Here is an 18,972-nt window from a genome sequence, read left to right as displayed (position 1 = left end):
TCGTCGCCTTCGTCAGCCGAAGAAGTTCCGTACGTGCTCCAGCCCGTCGATCAGCGCGTCGACCTCGGCGGGAGAGGAGTACAGATAGAAAGACGCTCGCGTGGTCGCGGGAATTCCGTACCGCAGGCAGACGGGGCGCGCGCAGTGGTGTCCCACGCGGACCGCGATGCCCTGCTCGTCCAGCACCTGGCCCACGTCGTGGGGGTGGATGTCACCGAGCGTGAACGAGATCGCGGCGCCGCGGTCCTCGGCCGTGGTCGGGCCGATGATCCGCAGGTCGGGCACCTCCAGGAGGCGCTTGACCGCGTACTCGGTGATCGCGTGCTCGTGCGCGGCGATGTTCTCCATGCCGATCGAGGTCAGGTAGTCCACGGCCGCACCGAGGCCGACGGCCTGGGCGATCGGGGGCGTGCCGGCCTCGAACTTGTGGGGCGCCGGGGCGTAGGTCGAGGCGTGCATCGACACGGTCTCGATCATCTCGCCGCCACCGAGGAACGGGGGCAGGTCCTCCAGGAGCTCCTGGCGGCCCCAGAGGACGCCGATGCCGGTCGGGCCGCACATCTTGTGGCCGGTGAAGGCCACGAAGTCGGCGCCGAGCGCCTGCACGTCCAGCGGCATGTGCGGAGCGGCCTGGGAGGCGTCGATGAGGACCAGTGCGCCCACGTCCTGGGCGCGCCGGACGATCGCCTCGACCGGGTTGACGGTGCCCATGATGTTGGAGACCAGCGTGAAGGAGACGATCTTCGTCTTCTCCGTGATGACCTCTTCGATGTTGGACAGGTCGAGCCGGCCGTCGTCGGTGAGGCCGAACCACTTCAGCTTCGCGCCGGTGCGCTGCGCGAGCAGCTGCCACGGCACGATGTTGGAGTGGTGCTCCATCTCCGTGATGGCGATCTCGGTCTCGCTGTCGACCCGGTAGGGCTCGTCCGCCCAGCCGAGCATGTTCGCGACCAGGTTGAGCGACTCCGAGGCGTTCTTGGTGAAGATCACCTCGTCGCGGCTCGGCGCGTTGATGAAGGCGGCGACCTTGTCGCGGGCGCCCTCGTACAGCGCCGTGGCCTCCTCGGCGAGCACGTGCACGCCGCGGTGGACGTTGGCGTTGTGCTGCTCGTAGTACTCGTTCAGCGCGTCGAGCACCTGGCGCGGCTTCTGCGAAGTCGCCGCGTTGTCCAGGTAAACGATCTTCTTCCCGTCGTGGACCACACGATCCAGCAGGGGGAAGTCCTTGCGGATCGCCTCGATGTCGAGGAGGCCAGGCAGCTGTGTCACGCGGTCGCGCCACCCTTCGTGCTGTACGACTCGTAGCCTTCCGCCTCCAGCTTGTCGGCGAGCTCGGCGCCGCCGGACTCGACGATGCGGCCTTCCGAGAAGACGTGGACGAAGTCGGGCTTGATGTAGCGGAGGATCCGCGTGTAGTGCGTGATCAGCAGCGTGCCGACCTCGCCGGTCGCGCGGACGCGGTTGACGCCCTCGGAGACCTGGCGCAGCGCGTCGACGTCCAGACCGGAGTCGGTCTCGTCGAGGATCGCGATCTTCGGCTTGAGGAGCTCCAGCTGGAGGATCTCGTGGCGCTTCTTCTCACCGCCGGAGAAGCCCTCGTTGACGTTGCGCTCGGCGAAGGCCGGGTCCATCTGGAGCTGCTCCATCGCGGACTTGACCTCCTTCACCCAGGTGCGCAGCTTGGGGGCCTCGCCGCGGATGGCGGTGGCGGAGGTGCGCAGGAAGTTGGAGACCGAGACGCCGGGGACCTCGACCGGGTACTGCATGGCGAGGAAGACGCCGGCGCGGGCGCGCTCGTCGACGGACATCTCCAGGACGTCCTCGCCGTCGAGGGTCACGGTGCCACCGGTGATGGTGTACTTCGGGTGACCGGCGAGCGAGTACGCCAGGGTGGACTTGCCGGAGCCGTTGGGGCCCATGATGGCGTGCGTCTCACCCTGCTTGACGGTGAGGTCGACACCCTTGAGGATCTCGCGGGCGCCGTTCTCGGCCTCGACGGAGACGTGCAGGTCGTGGATTTCAAGCGTTGCCATGGGTACCTCAGGACTCCTGGGCGAGGGAGACGAGCACGTCGTCCCCTTCGATCTTGACGGGGTAAACGGGGACGGGGCGCGTCGCGGGCAGACCGGAGGGCTTGCCGGTGCGCAGGTCGAAGGCCGACCCGTGCAGCCAGCACTCGATCATGCAGTCCTCGACCTCACCCTCCGAGAGCGAGACGTTCGCGTGCGAGCAGATGTCGTTGATCGCGAACACCTCCCCCTCGGTGGAGACGATGGACACCGGCGTGCCGTCGAGTTCCACCCGCTTGGGGGTGTTCTCCTCCAGCTCGCTCAGCGCACAGGCCTTGACGTACGTCATCAGACGGCCGCCGCCAGCTCGGCCTCGATCTTCGCGATCAGGCGCTCCTCGATGTCCGCGACACCGATCTGCTGGACGAGCTCGGCGAAGAAGCCGCGCACGACCAGGCGGCGGGCCTCGTCGGCCGGGATGCCGCGGGCCTGGAGGTAGAAGAGCTGCTCGTCGTCGAAGCGGCCGGTGGCGGAGGCGTGGCCGGCGCCGACGATCTCGCCCGTCTCGATCTCCAGGTTCGGCACCGAGTCGACGCGGGCACCGTCCGTCAGGACGAGGTTCCGGTTCATCTCGTAGGTGTCGGTGCCCTCGGCGGTCTTCTCGATGAGCACGTCACCGATCCAGACGGCGTGGGCGTCCTGGCCCTGGAGCGCGCCCTTGTAGACCACGTTGGACTTGCAGTGCGGGGCGTCGTGGGTGACCAGGAGGCGGTGCTCCTGGTGCTGGCCGGCGTCCGTGAAGTACACGCCGAGCATCTCGGCCTCGCCGCCGGGGCCGGCGTAGCTGACGCGCGGGTGCAGGCGGACCAGGTCGCCGCCGAAGGTCACGACGACCGACTTGAAGCTCGCGTCGCGGCCGACGAGGGCGTTGTGCTGCGAGGTGTGGACGGCCGTGTCGTCCCAGTCCTGGACGGACACGAAGGTCACCTTGGCGCCGTCGCCGACGAGGATGTCGACGTTCGCGGCGCGCACGCCGTCGCCGGTGTGGTCGATCACGATGATCGCCTCGGCGAAGGGCTTGATGTCGAAGACGGTGTGCCCGAAGGTCGTGCCGCCCTCACCGTGGAGCGCGACCCGGATGGGCTCCGCGAGCACGGTCTCCTTGGGCACGGTGACGACCGTGGCCTTGGCGAACGAGGAGAAGGCCTGCGCGGAGACGCGGTCGACGGGGGCGCCGGCCTTGCCGATCCGCTCGTCGCCGCGCTCGACGGACTCGACCGTCACGCCCTCGGGGGCGTCGATCTGGGCCTTCATGGTGCCGTTGGCGACCGCGGTGCCGTCGTGCAGGCCCTTGAGGCGGGCCAGCGGGGTGAACCGCCACTCCTCCTCGCGGCCGTGCGGAACGGGGAAGTCGGCCACGTCGAAGGACGGGGGCGCGCTCATCCGGGTGGCGACGGTGGACTCTGCGGCCACCGCGATCGCGCCGGCGGTGGTGGAGCCCGCCGGAATATTCTGAGCCTCAGCCATGGCTGTCGTCTTGCTCTCTTCCTACGTACGTCTAACGAATGTGCTGCGGGCGGGGCCCGGCGGCCGGCGGGGGCCGGCCGCCGTCGGACTAGCCGACCGAGCCCTCCATCTGCAGCTCGATGAGCCGGTTCAGCTCCAGCGCGTACTCCATCGGCAGCTCCTTCGCGATCGGCTCCACGAAGCCGCGCACGATCATGGCCATGGCCTCGAACTCGGTGAGTCCGCGCTGCATCAGGTAGAAGAGCTGGTCGTCGGAGACCTTGGAGACGGTGGCCTCGTGGCCCATCGTCACGTCGTCCTCGCGGACGTCGACGTAGGGGTAGGTGTCCGAGCGGGAGATGGTGTCGACCAGGAGCGCGTCGCACAGCACGTTGGACTTGGAGCCCGCGGCGCCCTCGCCGATCTCGACCAGACCGCGGTAGGAGGTGCGGCCGCCGCCTCGCGCCACCGACTTGGAGACGATGTTGGAGGAGGTGTTCGGCGCCATGTGGACCATCTTGGAACCGGCGTCCTGGTGCTGGCCCTCGCCCGCGAAGGCGATGGACAGGGTCTCGCCCTTGGCGTGCTCGCCCATCAGGTAGACGGCCGGGTACTTCATGGTGACCTTGGAACCGATGTTGCCGTCGATCCACTCCATGGTCGCGCCCTCGTACGCCACGGCGCGCTTGGTGACCAGGTTGTAGACGTTGTTCGACCAGTTCTGGATGGTCGTGTAGCGGCAGCGGCCGCCCTTCTTCACGATGATCTCGACCACGGCGCTGTGCAGCGAGTCCGAGGAGTAGATCGGGGCGGTGCAGCCCTCGACGTAGTGGACGTAGGCGTCCTCGTCGACGATGATCAGCGTCCGCTCGAACTGGCCCATGTTCTCCGTGTTGATGCGGAAGTAGGCCTGGAGCGGGATGTCCACGTGGACACCCTTGGGGACGTAGATGAAGGAGCCGCCCGACCACACGGCGGTGTTCAGCGAGGCGAACTTGTTGTCGCCGACCGGGATGACCGTGCCGAAGTACTCCTGGAAGAGCTCCGGGTGCTCCTTGAGCGCGGTGTCCGTGTCGAGGAAGATGACGCCCTGCTCCTCCAGGTCCTCACGGATCTGGTGGTAGACGACCTCGGACTCGTACTGGGCCGCGACACCGGCGACGAGGCGCTGCTTCTCCGCCTCCGGGATGCCGAGCTTGTCGTACGTGTTCTTGATGTCCTCGGGCAGCTCTTCCCAGGAAGCGGCCTGCTTCTCGGTGGAGCGCACGAAGTACTTGATGTTGTCGAAGTCGATGCCCGAGAGGTCGGAACCCCACATGGGCATGGGCTTCTTGCCGAAGAGCTTGAGGCCCTTGAGGCGGAGGTTCAGCATCCACTCCGGCTCGGACTTCTTCGCCGAGATGTCGCGGACGACGTCCTCGGACAGACCCCGCTTGGCAGCGGCACCGGCCGCGTCGGAGTCGGCCCAGCCGTATTCGTAGGTGCCCAGGCCATCGAGCTCAGGGTGAGCAGTCTCCGTGGTCATGCGGGGTTCCTCCCGGCCGTACTTGCAGATACTGATGTGTCGGTCTGTGTGGCGCTTCGCGGAATGAACGTGGTGCACACCCCGTCGCCGTGGGCGATCGTGGCGAGGCGCTGCACGTGCGTCCCGAGCAGGCGGGAGAAGACCTCGGTCTCCGCCTCGCAGAGCTGCGGGAACTGCTCGGCGACGTGTGCGACCGGGCAGTGGTGCTGACAGAGCTGTTCACCGCTGTGCGGACCGGGAGCGCTCTTCGCCGTAGCAGCGTACCCGTCCGCGGTCAACGCCTTGGCCAGGGCCTCGGTGCGGGCCGCGGGGGCGGCCGCCTCCACGGCTTCCCGGTAGGTCTGTGCCTGCGTCTCCATCCGCGCCCTCGCGAAGGCGGCGACGGCCGCCTCGCCCTTCTCGCCTCCGCCGACGGACTGCGCGATCCAGCGCAGGGCGTCCGCGGCGAGGGTGTCGTAGGACTGGTCGAAGGCGTCGCGGCCGCAGTCGGTCAGCGCGAACACCTTGGCGGGCCGGCCCCGGGTCCGCGTGCCGTACACGCGCTGTTCCCGGGGTGCGACCACGTCGTCGGCGACGAGCGTGTCGAGGTGGCGGCGGACGGCGGCCTGGGTGAGGCCCAGACGCTGAGCGAGGTCGGCGACGGTGGAGGGGCCGTGGTCCAGGATGGACCGCGCGACCCGGTTGCGGGTGGACCGCTCCCCGGTCGCGAGCTCCCCCTGGGGGGCCTCGCTCATGCGTTCGCCGTATTTCACAACGCCATTGTTGCGTAATTAAGCGAGCCCCGACAAGCCGTGACGGAGGCCACGCCCGGTGGCGTCCATCACTAAGGGTTACCTTATTTATCTACGGAGAGTTAATCGGTAGATGGAATTCCGTTTCCATTCCGAACCGCTGCGACGGGCCGCGCAACGCCTCCCACCAGCGGACCTCCGCCCACGGCGCGCACAGGGGCGCTGAACGTCAGCTTCCGCGGGAGTCACCCAAAGCCGCCGGACCTCCCGGGGCCACATGGCTGAAAAGAACCTCTTCCGCGACACGGATTCCCTGCGCGGCGCCCTCCCACCCCGGGGCGGAGGCTCCCTTCCCGGGCTCCGTAGACTCAGTCACCATGAGCAACGACCCCGCCGTGGAGATCCGCGGACTGGTGAAGCGGTACGGCCCCAAAACGGCGGTGGACGGCCTGGACCTCACCGTCCCGCGCGGCTCCGTCACCGCGGTCCTCGGCCCCAACGGCGCGGGCAAGACCACCACCGTCGAGACCTGCGAGGGCTACCACCGCCCCGACGCCGGGACCGTCCGCGTCCTCGGTCTCGACCCGGTCGCCCAGGCCGAGCGGCTGCGGCCGCGCGTCGGCGTGATGCTCCAGTCCGGCGGGGTCTACTCCGGCGCCCGCGCCGTCGAGATGCTGCGCCACATGGCCAGGCTGTACGCCGACCCCCTCGACGTCGACGCCCTCGTGGAACGCCTCGGCCTCGGCGGCTGCGGCCGCACCGCCTACCGCCGGCTCTCCGGCGGCCAGCAGCAGCGGCTCGCCCTGGCCATGGCCGTCGTCGGCCGCCCCGAGCTGGTGTTCCTGGACGAGCCCACCGCCGGCCTCGACCCCCAGGCCCGCCGCGCGACCTGGGACCTCGTACGCGAACTGCGCGCCGACGGGGTCACCGTCGTCCTCACCACCCACCACATGGACGAGGCCGAACAGCTCTGCGACGAGGTCGCCATCGTCGACGCCGGCCGGGTCATCGCCCACGGCAGCCCCGAGCGGCTGTGCCGGGGCGGCGCCGAGAACACCCTGCGCTTCACCGGCCGCCCCTCCCTCGACCTCGCCTCCCTGCTGAAGGCCCTGCCCGACGGCACGCAGGCGGCCGAGCTCACCCCCGGCGCCTACCGGGTCACCGGCGACGTGGACCCGCAGCTGCTGGCCACCGTCGCCTCCTGGTGCGCCCAGCACGGGGTGATGCCCGACAGCCTCTCCGTGGAGCGGCACACCCTCGAAGACGTCTTTCTGGAGCTCACGGGCAAGGAGCTGCCCGCATGAGCGCCGGTACGTTCACCCCCCGGCCGGGGGCCGCGCCCGTGTCCCGGATGATCTGGGCGCAGACCGCGCTGGAAACCCGGATGCTGCTGCGCAACGGGGAGCAGCTGCTGCTCACCGTGATCATCCCGGCGCTGCTGCTGACCCTCTTCTCCGCCGTCGACATCGTCGACACCGGCGAGGGCGAGGCCGTCGACTTCCTCGCCCCGGGCGTCCTCGCGCTGGCGGTCATGTCCACCGCCTTCACCGGCCAGGCCATCGCCACCGGCTTCGACCGCCGCTACGGCGTGCTCAAGCGGCTCGGGGCCTCCCCGCTGCCGCGCTGGGCGCTGATGGCCGCCAAGACCCTGTCGGTGCTGGTCACCGAGGTGCTCCAGGTCGCCCTGCTGACGGTGATCGCCCTCGCGCTGGGCTGGTCCCCGCAGGGGAACCCGCTGTCGGTCGCGGCGCTGCTCCTGCTCGGTACGGCGGCCTTCTCCGGGCTCGGGCTGCTGATGGCGGGCACCCTCCGGGCCGAGGCGACCCTGGCCGCGGCCAACCTGGTGTTCCTGCTGCTGCTGGTCGGCGGCGGGGTGATCGTGCCCCTGGAGAAGTTCCCCGGAGCGGTGCAGGACGTGCTCGGCCTGCTGCCGATCTCGGCGCTGTCGCACGGGCTGCGGGAGGTGCTCCAGCACGGGGCCGCGCTGCCGTGGGCTGACGCGGCCGTGCTGGGCGGCTGGGCGGTACTGGGCCTGGGCGCCGCGGCGAGGCTGTTCCGCTGGGAGTGAATCGCCGCTCCTGATCGTTGCCCCGGCGGGAGGATGACCAGCCTCCACACATCGGAACGCCGGGGGGCGTGGCATGGCGCAGCGGGAGGCCGCTCTGCGGCTGGACGGGGAATGGGCGCGGATCCGGTCGGGGGCCGCCCCGGCCGGGCCCGCCGAGAGCGAGCGGCTGCTGCGGGAGCTGATCGGCGCGCTGCGCGGACCCGCCCTGACCGATGCCGAGTGCGCCGCCCGGCTGGGGCTGCGCCTGGGCGACCTCGCCGCACGCCGGTTCGGGGGCGGGGACCGGGCCGGGGCGCTGGCCGCCGTCGAGGAGGCGCTCGGCCACGCGCGGCGTGCCGCGCCGCACGCGCCGGAGTACGCCCGGTGGTACGCGCGGGGGCTCATCAACCAGGGGGTCTGGCTGGCCTGGCCGCTGAGCGACGGTGCCCGGCTGCCCCGGCACCCGCTGGGCGGCGGCGCCGGGAGCGGCCCGGGCGCGATGGAGCGGGCCGCCGGCGAGCGCGCCCGTGACGTGACGCGGGCCGCCGTCGAGGTCTGGGCCGGCCTGGACCAGGAGGACCCGGTCAACCGGCGGGGGCTCGCGCAGGCCAAGGTGTTCCTCGCGGACCGGCTCGCGGAGCTGGGCTCCGCGTCGCAGGCGGTCGCCTGGGCGGTGGACGCCGAGTCCGGGTTCCGCCGGCTGCTCCTCGCGGACCCGGGGCCCGAGGTGGCGCGGGAGGCCGGGGAGGCCCTGGACCACATCGGCCGCCAGCTGGAGCTGCGGCTGCGCTTCCTGGGCCTGGACGCGCTGGCGGGGCTCCGGGCCGACGGGCTGCTGCCCGAGCGGCTGCTGCCGCAGGCGGTGGTGGCCGCCCGGATCCAGGGCGTGCCCGAGGCGGTGATCGCGGGCCGGCTGGGGCTGGACGCCGAGCAGGTCGCCACGATGCTGGAGGTGACGCCGTGGCTCGCGGTGTGGCGGGTGGAGGTGCGGGGCGCCGACGGGCTGTGGACCGTACGGCCGGACCCGTGGCACGGGTCGGCGCAGGTGCGGGGGCTGACCGCCGAGGAGGTGGGGGACGGGCTGGTGCGGGGGTTCGCGGAGTCCGCGGTGCGTCCCGGCGGGGGCGGCCTGTGGCGGGTGCTGGTGTGGTGGCACGAGGAGGGGGATCCGGCCGGGGCCCGGTTCCGCCGGACCGTCGGGCCGGAGGCCCCCGCCGGGACCCCCTCGTGAAACTTTGCACAAGGCGCCGCATACGATAGGCGCCGTGTTGAACCCATTCGCATACATCGCCGACCGCTGGACGCCGTCACCCCGGACCGTCCGGCGGGCCGCGTCCGCCGCGCTCCTGATGAGCGTGGCCATCATCGTCACCGGCGGCGCGGTGCGGCTGACCGGATCCGGTCTCGGCTGCGACACCTGGCCCAAGTGCACCGACGACAGCCTGGTCGTCACGCAGGCCCAGGGCTTCCACGGGGTCATCGAGTTCGGCAACCGGATGCTGACGTACGTGCTGAGCGCGGCCGTCGGCTGGTTCATCCTCGCGGCGCGCGCGTCGAAGCCGTGGCGGCACTCGCTGACGAAGCTCGGCTGGATCCAGTTCGCCCTCGTGATGGCCAACGCGGTCCTCGGCGGCATCACCGTCCTGACCGGGCTCAACCCGTACAGCGTCGCGGGGCACTTCCTGCTCGCCACCGGCCTGATCGCGGTCACCACCGTCTCCTGGCAGCGCACCCGCGAGGGCGACGGCGCCCCCCGGCCCCGCGTGCCCGGGCCCGTGCGCAAGCTGGCGTGGGCGCTGATCGCCACCACCCTCGTACTGATCGCGGCGGGCACGGTCGTGACCGGCTCCGGTCCGCACGCCGGTGACAAGAGCGAGATCAAGCGGATGCCGTTCGACTGGGCGGCCACCGCCCACGTGCACGCGATCGCCGCCTGGCTGGTCTGCGCGCTCGCCGTCGCGATGTGGCTGGTGCTGCGGGTGGTGGACGCCCCCGGCGACACCCGGGCGCGCGCCCGCGACCTGCTGGTCGTACTGCTCGCCCAGGGCGCGATCGGCTACGTCCAGTTCTTCACCCAGCTGCCCGAGGTACTGGTCGCCGCGCACATGCTGGGCTCCTGCCTGGTGTGGATCGCGGTGCTCCGCCTGGCCCTCGCCCTGCGCGAGCGCTCCGGCGACCGGGTGGGGGCCCCGGCGCGGGACGAGGAGCAGCTCTCGGCGGTCTGACCCGCCGCGCGGCGGTCCGGCCGGCGGCGCCCGCCGCGCACCCGGCCGTCAGCCGCGCTCGTCGAGCCGGTAGACGCGCCGGGCGTTGCCCGCCGCGAGCATCCCCGCGACGCGCTGCGCGTCCTGCCAGGACCAGGCCCCCTCGGCGACCCAGCCGCCCAGGACCCGGCCGAGCGCCTCGCGGAACACCAGTGCGCCGACCGCGTGCAGTTCGGGCAGGTTCCGGCCGCCGCTGGAGAACAGCAGTTTGCCGAAGGGCGCGAGCTCCAGCAGCTCCGCCAGTACGGCGGCGGCCCGCGCCCCCGTGCGGGCGAGGGCCGGGCCGACGTCGGCGTGGAGGTGCGGGTGCTCCGCCGCCAGCCGGGCGGCGTGCCGGTGGTATGGATATCCGCCGCTGAGCACCAGCTGCGCGCCCAAGCCCGCGATGGCCCGTACGAACCCGGTCAGCGGCTCCGGGTCGGCCCCGCCGGTGTGCAGCTGGAGCGGCAGCCCGGAGCCCGCCGCGCTCCACATCAGGTGCCGCAGGAGTACGGGGTCCCGTAGCTCCCCTCCCCTGGTCCGTGCGGCCAGCCACCGCCCGGCCGCCGCCCGTACCTCGCCCGGCGCGGGCGGCTCCGGGGCTCCGGCCAGGGCGGCCGTACAGCCGGTGCGGGCCCCGCAGGTGAAGGCGACGGCCGAGGCGGCGGCGTGGTGGACGGCTCCGGCGAGGTTGGCGAGGAAGGCTACGACGGTCCCGGAGGTGTCGGCGGCCTGCTCGGCGAGCAGCTCCAGCCGGACCACCTCGAAGGTCTCGGCGTCCCCGGCCAAGGCCAGCTCCTTGGCCCCGGTGAGGTCCCCGGGCGCCCCCGTGTCGACGAGGTACGCGCCCGTCCCAGAGCCCCTCAGCAGCCGTCGGGTGCTCTCCGCGGCGCCGAGTTCGCGGCGCCGGGCCAGGTACCTGGCGGGCGCGCAGTGCGGCTCCAGCCCCAGCAGGGGCGGGCACCAGCGGCGCACGGCGAAGCCGGTCTGGGTGTCGAAGAAGGTGGTCCCCGGGGCGGGCGGGCCGGCCGGGTGGATCAGCTGGGCCTCGAAGGTGGCGATCCCCAGCTCCGTACGGAGCACTCCCTGGCAGTGCTGGTCCACCAGGGGCGGCGTTTCGATCATCCGGTCATCCCGTTGCGGACGTGAGGAAGCGGCTTCCACACGTCCTAACGGGTGAGCGGGGTGTGAAGTATTGCCCGCTCTGTTGACCGACCCGCGTTCGAGGTCCTCAGGCGGCCGGGTTGGCGGGGCCGCCGACCTGGATGCCGGCCATCCGCGTCCACTCGTACGGGCCGGTCCTGACGCGGGCCGCGAACTCCCCGTCGAACTCCTCATGGAGGGTCAGCCCGGCCTGCTCGGCGGCGAGCTGGGCCACCGCGTAGCTCGGTGCCACCAGGTCGCCCCAGCCGCCGTCGGTGCCGACGAGCACGATCCGGGTGCCGGCCTGGCCGATGTGCGCGAGCTGGCCCTCGGCTCCGCCGTGCTGCTTGGCGAACGCGCCGATCTGCCGGGCCAGCTTCGCGGCCGTACGGCTCTGCTTCTTGTCCGCGGGCGCCGTGGCCCCGGAGGTCTCTGCGGTGTCTGGGGTCTCTGCCATGGACGGCATGCTACCGGCGAGTAATCAACGGAGGAAGGGATCCACGGCGACGGCGACGAAGAGGAGCGACACATAGGTGATCGACCAGTGGAACAGCCGCATCTCCTTGAGCTTCGCGCCCGTCACCCCGGCCTTGGCCCGGGCGCTCAGCGCGTGCGCCTCCCACAGCCACCAGCCACCGGCCAGCAGCGCCACCGAGGTGTAGAACCAGCCCGTGTACCCCAGCGGGGTGAGGAGCAGCGAGACCGCCACCATCACCCAGCTGTAGAGGACGATCTGGCGCGCGACGGCCTTGTTGCCCGCCACCACCGGCAGCATCGGCACGCCGACCCGCGCGTAGTCCTCCTTGACCTTCATGGACAGCGGCCAGTAGTGCGGCGGCGTCCAGAAGAAGATGACGAGGAAGAGGATGACGGCGGCCCAGGAGACCTCGTTCTTGACCGCGGACCAGCCGATGAGCACCGGCATGCAGCCGGCGATCCCGCCCCAGACGATGTTCTGCGCGGTGCGCCGCTTCAACAGCATCGTGTAGACGACCACGTAGAAGAGGAGGGCGCCGAGCGCGAGGGCGGCCGACAGCCAGTTGATCAGCAGCCCGAAGAACAGGGTCGAGAGGACCCCGAGCGAGATGCCGAAGACCAGGCATTCGGCCGGGCTCACCATGCCGGTCACCAGCGGGCGCTGCGACGTACGGTCCATCAGCGCGTCGATGTCGCGGTCGATGTACATGTTCAGCGCGTTGGCGCCGCCCGCGGAGAGGTAGCCGCCGAAGCAGGTGGCGAGCACCAGCCACAGCGACGGCACGCCCTGCTCGGCGAGGAACATCACCGGCACTGTGGTGATCAGCAGAAGTTCGATGATCCGCGGCTTGGTCAAAGCCACGAAAGCCATGGCCCGGGCCCCGAACGGCCGGTGACCGGGGCTCGTCCCGAGCACCCCCGCTGGACGGGATTCGACGGCCGTCACGCACACCCCTGAGAGAGAATCCAGCAAGCTCCGTCACGGCCCCTGTCAGTGGATGAAGGGCCGGCAAAGGCTTGCGCGTACCACGCCACTGTAGACGTAGCTCTTACCTCGCCCTGCGCGGGGGTCGCCTCGTGTTGGGCCGATCGGACCGACCTGCGCGTCCTCGGCGGCGGATCCCGGGTGAACGGCGGGCAGCGGGACGACGACGCACTGCCTGCACTCGAATAGCCGCACGCCCTGGCGGGGGTAGGCTCGGAATCGCGCCGGTGTCACCGTTCGTCACCGGCAATACAACATGTGGAGAGGAGCCCTGACCAACGGTGAGCACCAAGCCGACCACCCCAGAGCTCGAGTGGACCGAACTGGACCAGCGGGCCGTCGACACCGCCCGCATCCTGGCCGCCGACGCGGTCCAGAAGGTCGGGAACGGACACCCCGGTACGGCGATGAGCCTGGCCCCCGCCGCGTACACGCTTTTCCAGAAGGTCATGCGGCACGACCCCTCGGACCCGGAGTGGGTCGGGCGTGACCGTTTCGTGCTCTCCGCGGGGCACTCGTCCCTGACTCTTTACACCCAGCTCTACCTGGGCGGGTTCGGCCTGGAGCTGGACGACCTCAAGGCGTTCCGCACGTGGGGCTCCAAGACCCCCGGGCACCCGGAGTACGGCCACACGGCCGCCGTCGAGACCACCACCGGCCCGCTGGGCCAGGGCATCGCCAACGCGGTGGGCATGGCCATGGCCGCCCGTTACGAGCGCGGCCTGTTCGACCCGGAGGCCGCCGAGGGCACCTCCCCGTTCGACCACATGGTCTACGCGATCGCGGGCGACGGCTGCCTCCAGGAGGGCATCTCCCACGAGGCGTCCGCGCTGGCCGGCCACCAGAAGCTCGGCAACCTGGTGCTGCTGTGGGACGACAACCACATCTCCATCGAGGGCGACACGGAGACGGCCGTCTCCGAGGACACCATGAAGCGCTACGAGGCGTACGGCTGGCACGTCCAGCGCGTCGAGCAGCAGGAGAACGGCGACCTCGACCCGAAGGCCCTGTTCGCCGCCCTCCAGGCCGCCAAGGCCGAGACCGGGCGCCCGTCCTTCATCGCGGCCCGCTCGATCATCGCCTGGCCGGCCCCGCACGCCCAGGGCACCGAGGCCTCCCACGGCTCGGCCCTCGGCGACGACGAGGTCGCCGCGACCAAGCGCGTGCTCGGCTTCGACCCGGAGCGGACCTTCGAGGTCTCCGACGAGGTCCTCGGCCACACCCGGAGCCTGGTGGACCGCGGCCGTGACGCGCGCGCCGCCTGGGAGAAGGACTTCTCCGCCTGGCGCACCGCCAACCCGGAGCGCGCCGCCGCCTTCGACCGGATCGAGGCCAACGAGCTGCCCGAGGGCTGGGAGGACAGGCTCCCCGTCTTCGAGACCGGCAAGGGCGTCGCCACCCGCGCCGCCTCCGGCAAGGTCCTGGAGGCCCTCGGCGCGGTCATCCCCGAGCTGTGGGGCGGCTCGGCCGACCTGGCCGGCTCCAACAACACCACCATCGACAAGAACTCCTCGTTCCTGCCGGTGGGCAACCCGCTGCCGGAGGCCGACCCGTACGGCCGGACCATCCACTACGGCATCCGCGAGCACGCGATGGCCGCCGTCATGAACGGCATCGCGCTGCACGGCCACACCCGCATCTACGGCGGCACCTTCCTGGTGTTCTCCGACTACATGCGCAACGCCGTCCGCCTCTCCGCGCTGATGCACCTGCCGGTGACGTACGTGTGGACGCACGACTCCATCGGCCTCGGCGAGGACGGCCCGACCCACCAGCCGGTCGAGCACGTCGCCTCGCTGCGCGCCATCCCGGGTCTGAACGTCGTCCGCCCGGCGGACGCGAACGAGACCGCCGTCGCCTGGCGCGAGATCCTCAAGCGCCACACCAAGGTGTACGGCAAGGGCGCCCCGCACGGTCTGGCGCTCACCCGCCAGGGCGTGCCGACCTACGAGCGCAACGAGGACGCCGCCAAGGGCGGGTACGTGCTCTTCGAGGCCGAGGGCGGTCCCGCCCGGGTCGTCCTCATCGGCACCGGCTCCGAGGTCCAGCTGGCCGTCGCCGCGCGCGAGGCCCTGCAGGCCGAGGGCGTCCCGGCGCGCGTCGTCTCGATGCCCTCCGTCGAGTGGTTCGAGGAGCAGGACCAGGAGTACAAGGACAGCGTCCTGCCGCCCTCCGTCAAGGCCCGAGTGGCGGTCGAGGCCGGCATCGGCCTGACCTGGCACCGTTACGTCGGGGACGCGGGCCGGATCGTCTCGCTGGAGCACTTCGGTGCCTCGGCCGACGGCGCCGTCCTGTTCCGCGAATTCGGCCTGACCGCCGAAGCCGTGACCGCAGCCGCCAAGGCCTCCCTCACCGCCGCCGCGCGCTGAAGACCGGCACTGACCCAGTAGGAGATGTAATTCCCATGGCAGCAGACGCACTCAAGCGCCTCTCCGACGAGGGCGTGGCGATCTGGCTGGACGACCTGTCCCGCAAGCGCATCACGTCCGGCAACCTCGCCGAACTCATCGACCAGCAGCACGTGGTCGGTGTCACCACCAACCCGTCGATCTTCCAGAAGGCGATCAGCAGCGGCGACGGCTACGAGCAGCAGCTCGCGGACCTCGCCGCCCGCAAGGTCACGGTCGACGAGGCCATCCGCATGATCACGACGGCGGACGTCCGTGACGCCGCCGACATCCTGCGCCCGGTCTTCGACTCGACCGAGGGCCAGGACGGCCGCGTGTCGATCGAGGTCGACCCGCGCCTGGCGCACAACACCGCGGCGACCATCGCCGAGGCCAAGCAGCTCGCCTGGCTGGTGGACCGCCCGAACACCCTCATCAAGATCCCGGCGACCGAGGCCGGCCTGCCTGCGATCACCGAGGTCATCGGCAGGGGCATCAGCGTCAACGTCACGCTGATCTTCTCCCTGGAGCGCTACCGCGCGGTCATGGACGCGTACCTGGCGGGTCTGGAGAAGGCGAAGGCCGCCGGCCTGGACCTCTCCAAGATCCACTCGGTCGCCTCCTTCTTCGTGTCCCGCGTGGACAGCGAGATCGACAAGCGCCTCGACGGCATCGGCACCGACGAGGCCAAGGCCCTGAAGGGCAAGGCGGCCCTCGCCAACGCCCGTCTGGCCTACGAGGCGTACGAAGAGGTGTTCAGCGGCGAGCGCTGGGCGGCCCTGGACAAGGCGCAGGCCAACAAGCAGCGCCCGCTGTGGGCCTCGACCGGCGTCAAGGACCCGGCGTACAAGGACACCCTGTACGTGGTGGACCTGGTCGCGCCCGGCACCGTGAACACCATGCCCGAGGCCACCCTGGAGGCCACCGCCGACCACGGCGAGGTCTCCGGCGACACCATCCGCGGCACCTACGAGCAGGCGCGCGCCGAGCTGGACGCGGTCGCGAAGCTCGGCATCTCGTACGACGATGTGGTGCAGCTGCTCGAGGACGAAGGCGTCGAGAAGTTCGAGGCGTCGTGGAACGACCTGCTGAAGTCGACCGAGGCGGAGCTGACGCGCCTCGCCCCCGCGGAGGACTGAGTATTTTGTCGGTAAACGGAGCGAACCCGCTTCGTGACGCACAGGACCGGCGGCTCCCGCGGATCGCGGGGCCGTCCGGCCTGGTCATTTTCGGCGTTACGGGTGACCTGTCGCGCAAGAAGCTCATGCCCGCCGTCTACGACCTCGCGAACCGCGGCCTGCTGCCCCCGGGCTTCTCGCTGATCGGTTTCGCCCGCCGTGAATGGCAGGACGAGGACTTCGCCCAGGAGGTGTACGAGGCGGTCAAGGAGCACTCGCGCACCCCCTTCCGTGAGGAGGTCTGGCAGCAGCTGGTGCAGGGCTGCCGGTTCGTCCAGGGCGAGTTCGACGACGACGCGGCCTTCGAGACGCTCAAGTCGACGATCGAGGAACTCGACAAGGCCCAGGGCACGGGCGGCAACTTCGCCTTCTACCTCTCGGTGCCGCCGAAGTTCTTCCCCAAGGTGGTCCAGCAGCTCAAGAACCACGGGCTGGCGCAGAAGGAGGGCTCCTGGCGGCGTGCCGTCATCGAGAAGCCCTTCGGGCACGACCTGAAGAGCGCGGAAGAGCTCAACCAGGTCGTCCACGAGGTCTTCCCCCGGGACGAGGTCTTCCGGATCGACCACTACCTGGGCAAGGAGACCGTCCAGAACATCCTGGCGCTCCGCTTCGCCAACACGATGTTCGAGCCGATCTGGAACCGGTCGTACGTCGACCACGTCCAGATCACCATGGCCGAGGACATCGGCATCGGCGGCCGGGCCGGCTACTACGACGGCATCGGCGCGGCCCGCGACGTCATCCAGAACCACCTGCTCCAGCTGCTGGCGCTCACCGCGATGGAGGAGCCCGGCTCCTTCCACCCGAAGGCCCTGGTGGCGGAGAAGCTGAAGGTGCTCAGCGCCGTCCAGATCCCCGACGACCTCGGCAAGCACACCGTGCGCGGCCAGTACTCGGCGGCCTGGCAGGGCGGCGAGAAGGTCGTCGGGTACCTCGAAGAGGACGGCATCGACCCCAAGTCGAAGACCGACACCTACGCGGCCATCCGCCTGGAGATCAACAACCGCCGCTGGGCGGGCGTCCCCTTCTACCTGCGGACCGGCAAGCGCCTGGGCCGCAGGGTGACCGAGATCGCGGTGGTCTTCAAGCGGGCCCCGTACCTGCCGTTCGAATCGGGCGCGACCGAGGAACTGGGGCAGAACGCCCTGGTCATCCGGGTCCAGCCGGACGAGGGCGTGACGGTCCGCTTCGGCTCGAAGGTGCCGGGCACCTCCATGGAGGTCCGGGACGTCACGATGGACTTCGCGTACGGCGAGTCCTTCACGGAGTCCAGCCCCGAGGCCTACGAGCGGCTCATCCTCGACGTCCTCCTCGGTGACGCGAACCTCTTCCCGCGCCACCAGGAAGTCGAGCTGTCCTGGAACATCCTCGACCCGATCGAGGAGTACTGGGACAAGCACGGCAAGCCCGCCCAGTACGCGGCGGGCACCTGGGGGCCGGTCGAGGCGGACGAGATGCTCGCACGAGACGGACGGAGCTGGCGCCGGCCATGAAGATCGACCTCACGGAGACCACCTCCAGCAGGATCAACGCCGCGTTGGTGCAGGCGCGCCGGGACATCGGCACGCCGGCCATCGGCATGGTCCTCACGCTGGTGATCGTGACCGACGAGGAGAACGCGTACGACGCGCTCAAGTCGGCGAACGACGCGTCCCACGAACACCCCTCGCGGATCGTCGTCGTGGTCAAGCGGGTCAGCCGCTCCCCCCGCAGCCGCCGCGACGCCCGCCTCGACGCGGAGATCCGCGTCGGCGCGGACTCCGGCACCGGGGAGACGGTCGTACTGCGCCTGCACGGGGAACTGGTCAACCACGCCCAGTCGGTCGTGCTCCCGCTCCTCCTGCCGGACGCCCCCGTGGTCGTCTGGTGGCCGGAGGGCGCTCCCGCGGACCTGGCGGGCGACCCGCTGGGCGCGCTGGGGCAGCGCCGGATCGCGGACACGTACTCCTCGGAGGACCCCCTCGGGGCCCTCGCCCTGCGGGCGGAGGCGTACGCGCCCGGTGACACGGACCTGTCGTGGACCCGGATCACCCCCTGGCGCTCCATGCTGGCCGCCGCGCTGGACCAGCAGACCGTGTCGGTCGTCTCCGCGACCGTCGAGGGCGAGGACGAGAACCCGAGCTGCGAGCTGCTGGCCATGTGGCTGGCGGACCGCCTCGGGGTCCCGGTCCACCGGGCCCTCTCCGACGGGCCGGGGCTGACCGCCGTACGCCTGGAGACCAAGGACGGCGTGATCGTCCTGGACCGCGCGGACGGTGCGCTGGCGACGCTGTGCATGCCGGGGCAGCCCGACCGTGCGGTGGCGCTCAAGCGTCGCGACACGGCGGAGCTGCTGGCGGAGGAGCTGCGCCGGCTGGACCCGGACAACACGTACGAGGCATCGCTGAAGTTCGGCGTCGGCCGCCTGGCGGCCACCGCCGGTCCGGCGAAGCCCGCGGGCGGCGCCGGCGCCAAGGCTGACGCCGCGGTTTCGGCCGGGGCCGGGGCCGAGGCCGAAGCTCCTTCCGCGAAGCCGAAGCCGGCCAAGCGGGCGGCGGCGAAGTAGCGGCACGGCCGCCGCGCGGAGTCACCGGCGAGGCTGACGGCGCGGTGGACCGTGGGGGGGGGGGGGGGGGGGGGGGGGGGGGGGGGGGGGGGGGAGAGAGGGGGGGGGGGGGGGGGGGGGGGGGGGGGGGGGGGAGGGGGGGGGGCGGGGGGGAGGGGTGGTGGCGGGCAGGATGGTAGAGTAGTTCTCGACGCTG

At 71.3% G+C, this 18,972-nt stretch carries 17 protein-coding genes; 8 read left to right on the top strand and 9 right to left on the bottom strand.

Features of this window, described 5'->3' with window-relative positions; translation table 11 throughout:
- Positions 1 to 12: 12 nt before the first annotated feature.
- From ACZ4WZ_RS11740 to ACZ4WZ_RS11715, 6 genes are all read right to left on the bottom strand, one after another.
- Complete coding sequence (locus ACZ4WZ_RS11740; protein WP_467888402.1) at positions 13 to 1,269, bottom strand: cysteine desulfurase; 1,257 nt, start codon at positions 1,267 to 1,269, stop codon at positions 13 to 15.
- Positions 1,266 to 2,033 (bottom strand): Fe-S cluster assembly ATPase SufC, encoded by a 768-nt coding sequence (gene sufC / locus ACZ4WZ_RS11735; RefSeq protein WP_007263436.1) that lies wholly within the window; start codon positions 2,031 to 2,033, stop codon positions 1,266 to 1,268. The genes ACZ4WZ_RS11740 and sufC overlap by 4 nt, the downstream gene beginning before the upstream one ends.
- Positions 2,034 to 2,040: 7 nt before the next feature.
- Positions 2,041 to 2,358, bottom strand: a complete 318-nt coding sequence (locus ACZ4WZ_RS11730; protein ID WP_427716286.1) for a bifunctional 3-phenylpropionate/cinnamic acid dioxygenase ferredoxin subunit — start codon at positions 2,356 to 2,358, stop codon at positions 2,041 to 2,043.
- Complete coding sequence (gene sufD / locus ACZ4WZ_RS11725) at positions 2,358 to 3,536, bottom strand: Fe-S cluster assembly protein SufD (RefSeq protein WP_467888398.1); 1,179 nt, start codon at positions 3,534 to 3,536, stop codon at positions 2,358 to 2,360. The genes ACZ4WZ_RS11730 and sufD overlap by 1 nt, the downstream gene beginning before the upstream one ends.
- A gap of 88 nt (positions 3,537 to 3,624) precedes the next feature.
- Positions 3,625 to 5,040 (bottom strand): Fe-S cluster assembly protein SufB, encoded by a 1,416-nt coding sequence (gene sufB / locus ACZ4WZ_RS11720; protein WP_388945539.1) that lies wholly within the window; start codon positions 5,038 to 5,040, stop codon positions 3,625 to 3,627.
- Positions 5,037 to 5,774 carry a helix-turn-helix transcriptional regulator gene (locus tag ACZ4WZ_RS11715; RefSeq protein WP_467888395.1) on the bottom strand — a complete coding sequence of 246 codons (738 nt, stop codon included), beginning with the start codon at positions 5,772 to 5,774 and terminating at the stop codon, positions 5,037 to 5,039. The genes sufB and ACZ4WZ_RS11715 overlap by 4 nt, the downstream gene beginning before the upstream one ends.
- Positions 5,775 to 6,148: 374 nt before the next feature.
- Here ACZ4WZ_RS11715 and ACZ4WZ_RS11710 point away from each other — a divergent pair, with 374 nt between their 5' ends.
- The 4 genes from ACZ4WZ_RS11710 (at position 6,149) to ACZ4WZ_RS11695 (ending at position 10,043) form a co-directional block, all read left to right on the top strand.
- Positions 6,149 to 7,075: an ABC transporter ATP-binding protein gene (locus ACZ4WZ_RS11710; RefSeq protein ID WP_467888393.1), complete on the top strand. Its 927-nt coding sequence runs from the start codon at positions 6,149 to 6,151 to the stop codon at positions 7,073 to 7,075.
- Complete coding sequence (locus ACZ4WZ_RS11705) at positions 7,072 to 7,839, top strand: ABC transporter permease (protein ID WP_467888390.1); 768 nt, start codon at positions 7,072 to 7,074, stop codon at positions 7,837 to 7,839. The genes ACZ4WZ_RS11710 and ACZ4WZ_RS11705 overlap by 4 nt, the downstream gene beginning before the upstream one ends.
- A 73-nt stretch (positions 7,840 to 7,912) precedes the next feature.
- Positions 7,913 to 9,049 (top strand): hypothetical protein, encoded by a 1,137-nt coding sequence (locus ACZ4WZ_RS11700; RefSeq protein ID WP_467888388.1) that lies wholly within the window; start codon positions 7,913 to 7,915, stop codon positions 9,047 to 9,049.
- A 4-nt stretch (positions 9,050 to 9,053) separates the two neighbouring features.
- Positions 9,054 to 10,043 (top strand): COX15/CtaA family protein, encoded by a 990-nt coding sequence (locus tag ACZ4WZ_RS11695; protein ID WP_467888385.1) that lies wholly within the window; start codon positions 9,054 to 9,056, stop codon positions 10,041 to 10,043.
- 48 nt (positions 10,044 to 10,091) lie between these two features.
- Here ACZ4WZ_RS11695 and ACZ4WZ_RS11690 read toward each other — a convergent pair whose 3' ends face one another.
- The 3 genes from ACZ4WZ_RS11690 to ACZ4WZ_RS11680 form a co-directional block, all read right to left on the bottom strand.
- Positions 10,092 to 11,186, bottom strand: a complete 1,095-nt coding sequence (locus tag ACZ4WZ_RS11690) for an amidohydrolase family protein (protein ID WP_467888383.1) — start codon at positions 11,184 to 11,186, stop codon at positions 10,092 to 10,094.
- 106 nt (positions 11,187 to 11,292) lie between these two features.
- Positions 11,293 to 11,661, bottom strand: coding sequence for a hypothetical protein (locus ACZ4WZ_RS11685; RefSeq protein ID WP_467888380.1), 369 nt, complete (start codon positions 11,659 to 11,661; stop codon positions 11,293 to 11,295).
- Between the two features lie 24 nt (positions 11,662 to 11,685).
- On the bottom strand, positions 11,686 to 12,633 hold the full coding sequence (locus tag ACZ4WZ_RS11680; RefSeq protein WP_388945562.1) for a heme o synthase: 948 nt from the start codon (positions 12,631 to 12,633) through the stop codon (positions 11,686 to 11,688).
- Positions 12,634 to 12,947: 314 nt separating this feature from the next.
- Here ACZ4WZ_RS11680 and tkt point away from each other — a divergent pair, with 314 nt between their 5' ends.
- Genes tkt through opcA form a run of 4 tightly spaced genes read left to right on the top strand, consistent with a single transcriptional unit; the run spans position 12,948 to position 18,776 of the window.
- The gene (tkt, locus tag ACZ4WZ_RS11675) at positions 12,948 to 15,035 is read left to right on the top strand and encodes a transketolase (protein WP_467888377.1); all 2,088 of its coding nucleotides are present in this window, start codon (positions 12,948 to 12,950) and stop codon (positions 15,033 to 15,035) included.
- A 35-nt stretch (positions 15,036 to 15,070) separates the two neighbouring features.
- On the top strand, positions 15,071 to 16,192 hold the full coding sequence (gene tal / locus ACZ4WZ_RS11670; protein WP_467888375.1) for a transaldolase: 1,122 nt from the start codon (positions 15,071 to 15,073) through the stop codon (positions 16,190 to 16,192).
- A gap of 2 nt (positions 16,193 to 16,194) precedes the next feature.
- On the top strand, positions 16,195 to 17,724 hold the full coding sequence (gene zwf, locus ACZ4WZ_RS11665; RefSeq protein WP_467888613.1) for a glucose-6-phosphate dehydrogenase: 1,530 nt from the start codon (positions 16,195 to 16,197) through the stop codon (positions 17,722 to 17,724).
- The gene (gene opcA, locus ACZ4WZ_RS11660; RefSeq protein WP_467888373.1) at positions 17,721 to 18,776 is read left to right on the top strand and encodes a glucose-6-phosphate dehydrogenase assembly protein OpcA; all 1,056 of its coding nucleotides are present in this window, start codon (positions 17,721 to 17,723) and stop codon (positions 18,774 to 18,776) included. The genes zwf and opcA overlap by 4 nt, the downstream gene beginning before the upstream one ends.
- Positions 18,777 to 18,972 lie beyond the last annotated feature (196 nt).

This window comes from Streptomyces sp. NPDC029122 (assembly GCF_055569445.1).
The sequence above is the reverse complement of the archived record's forward strand: the minus strand, read 5'-3'. Positions and strand labels throughout refer to the sequence as shown.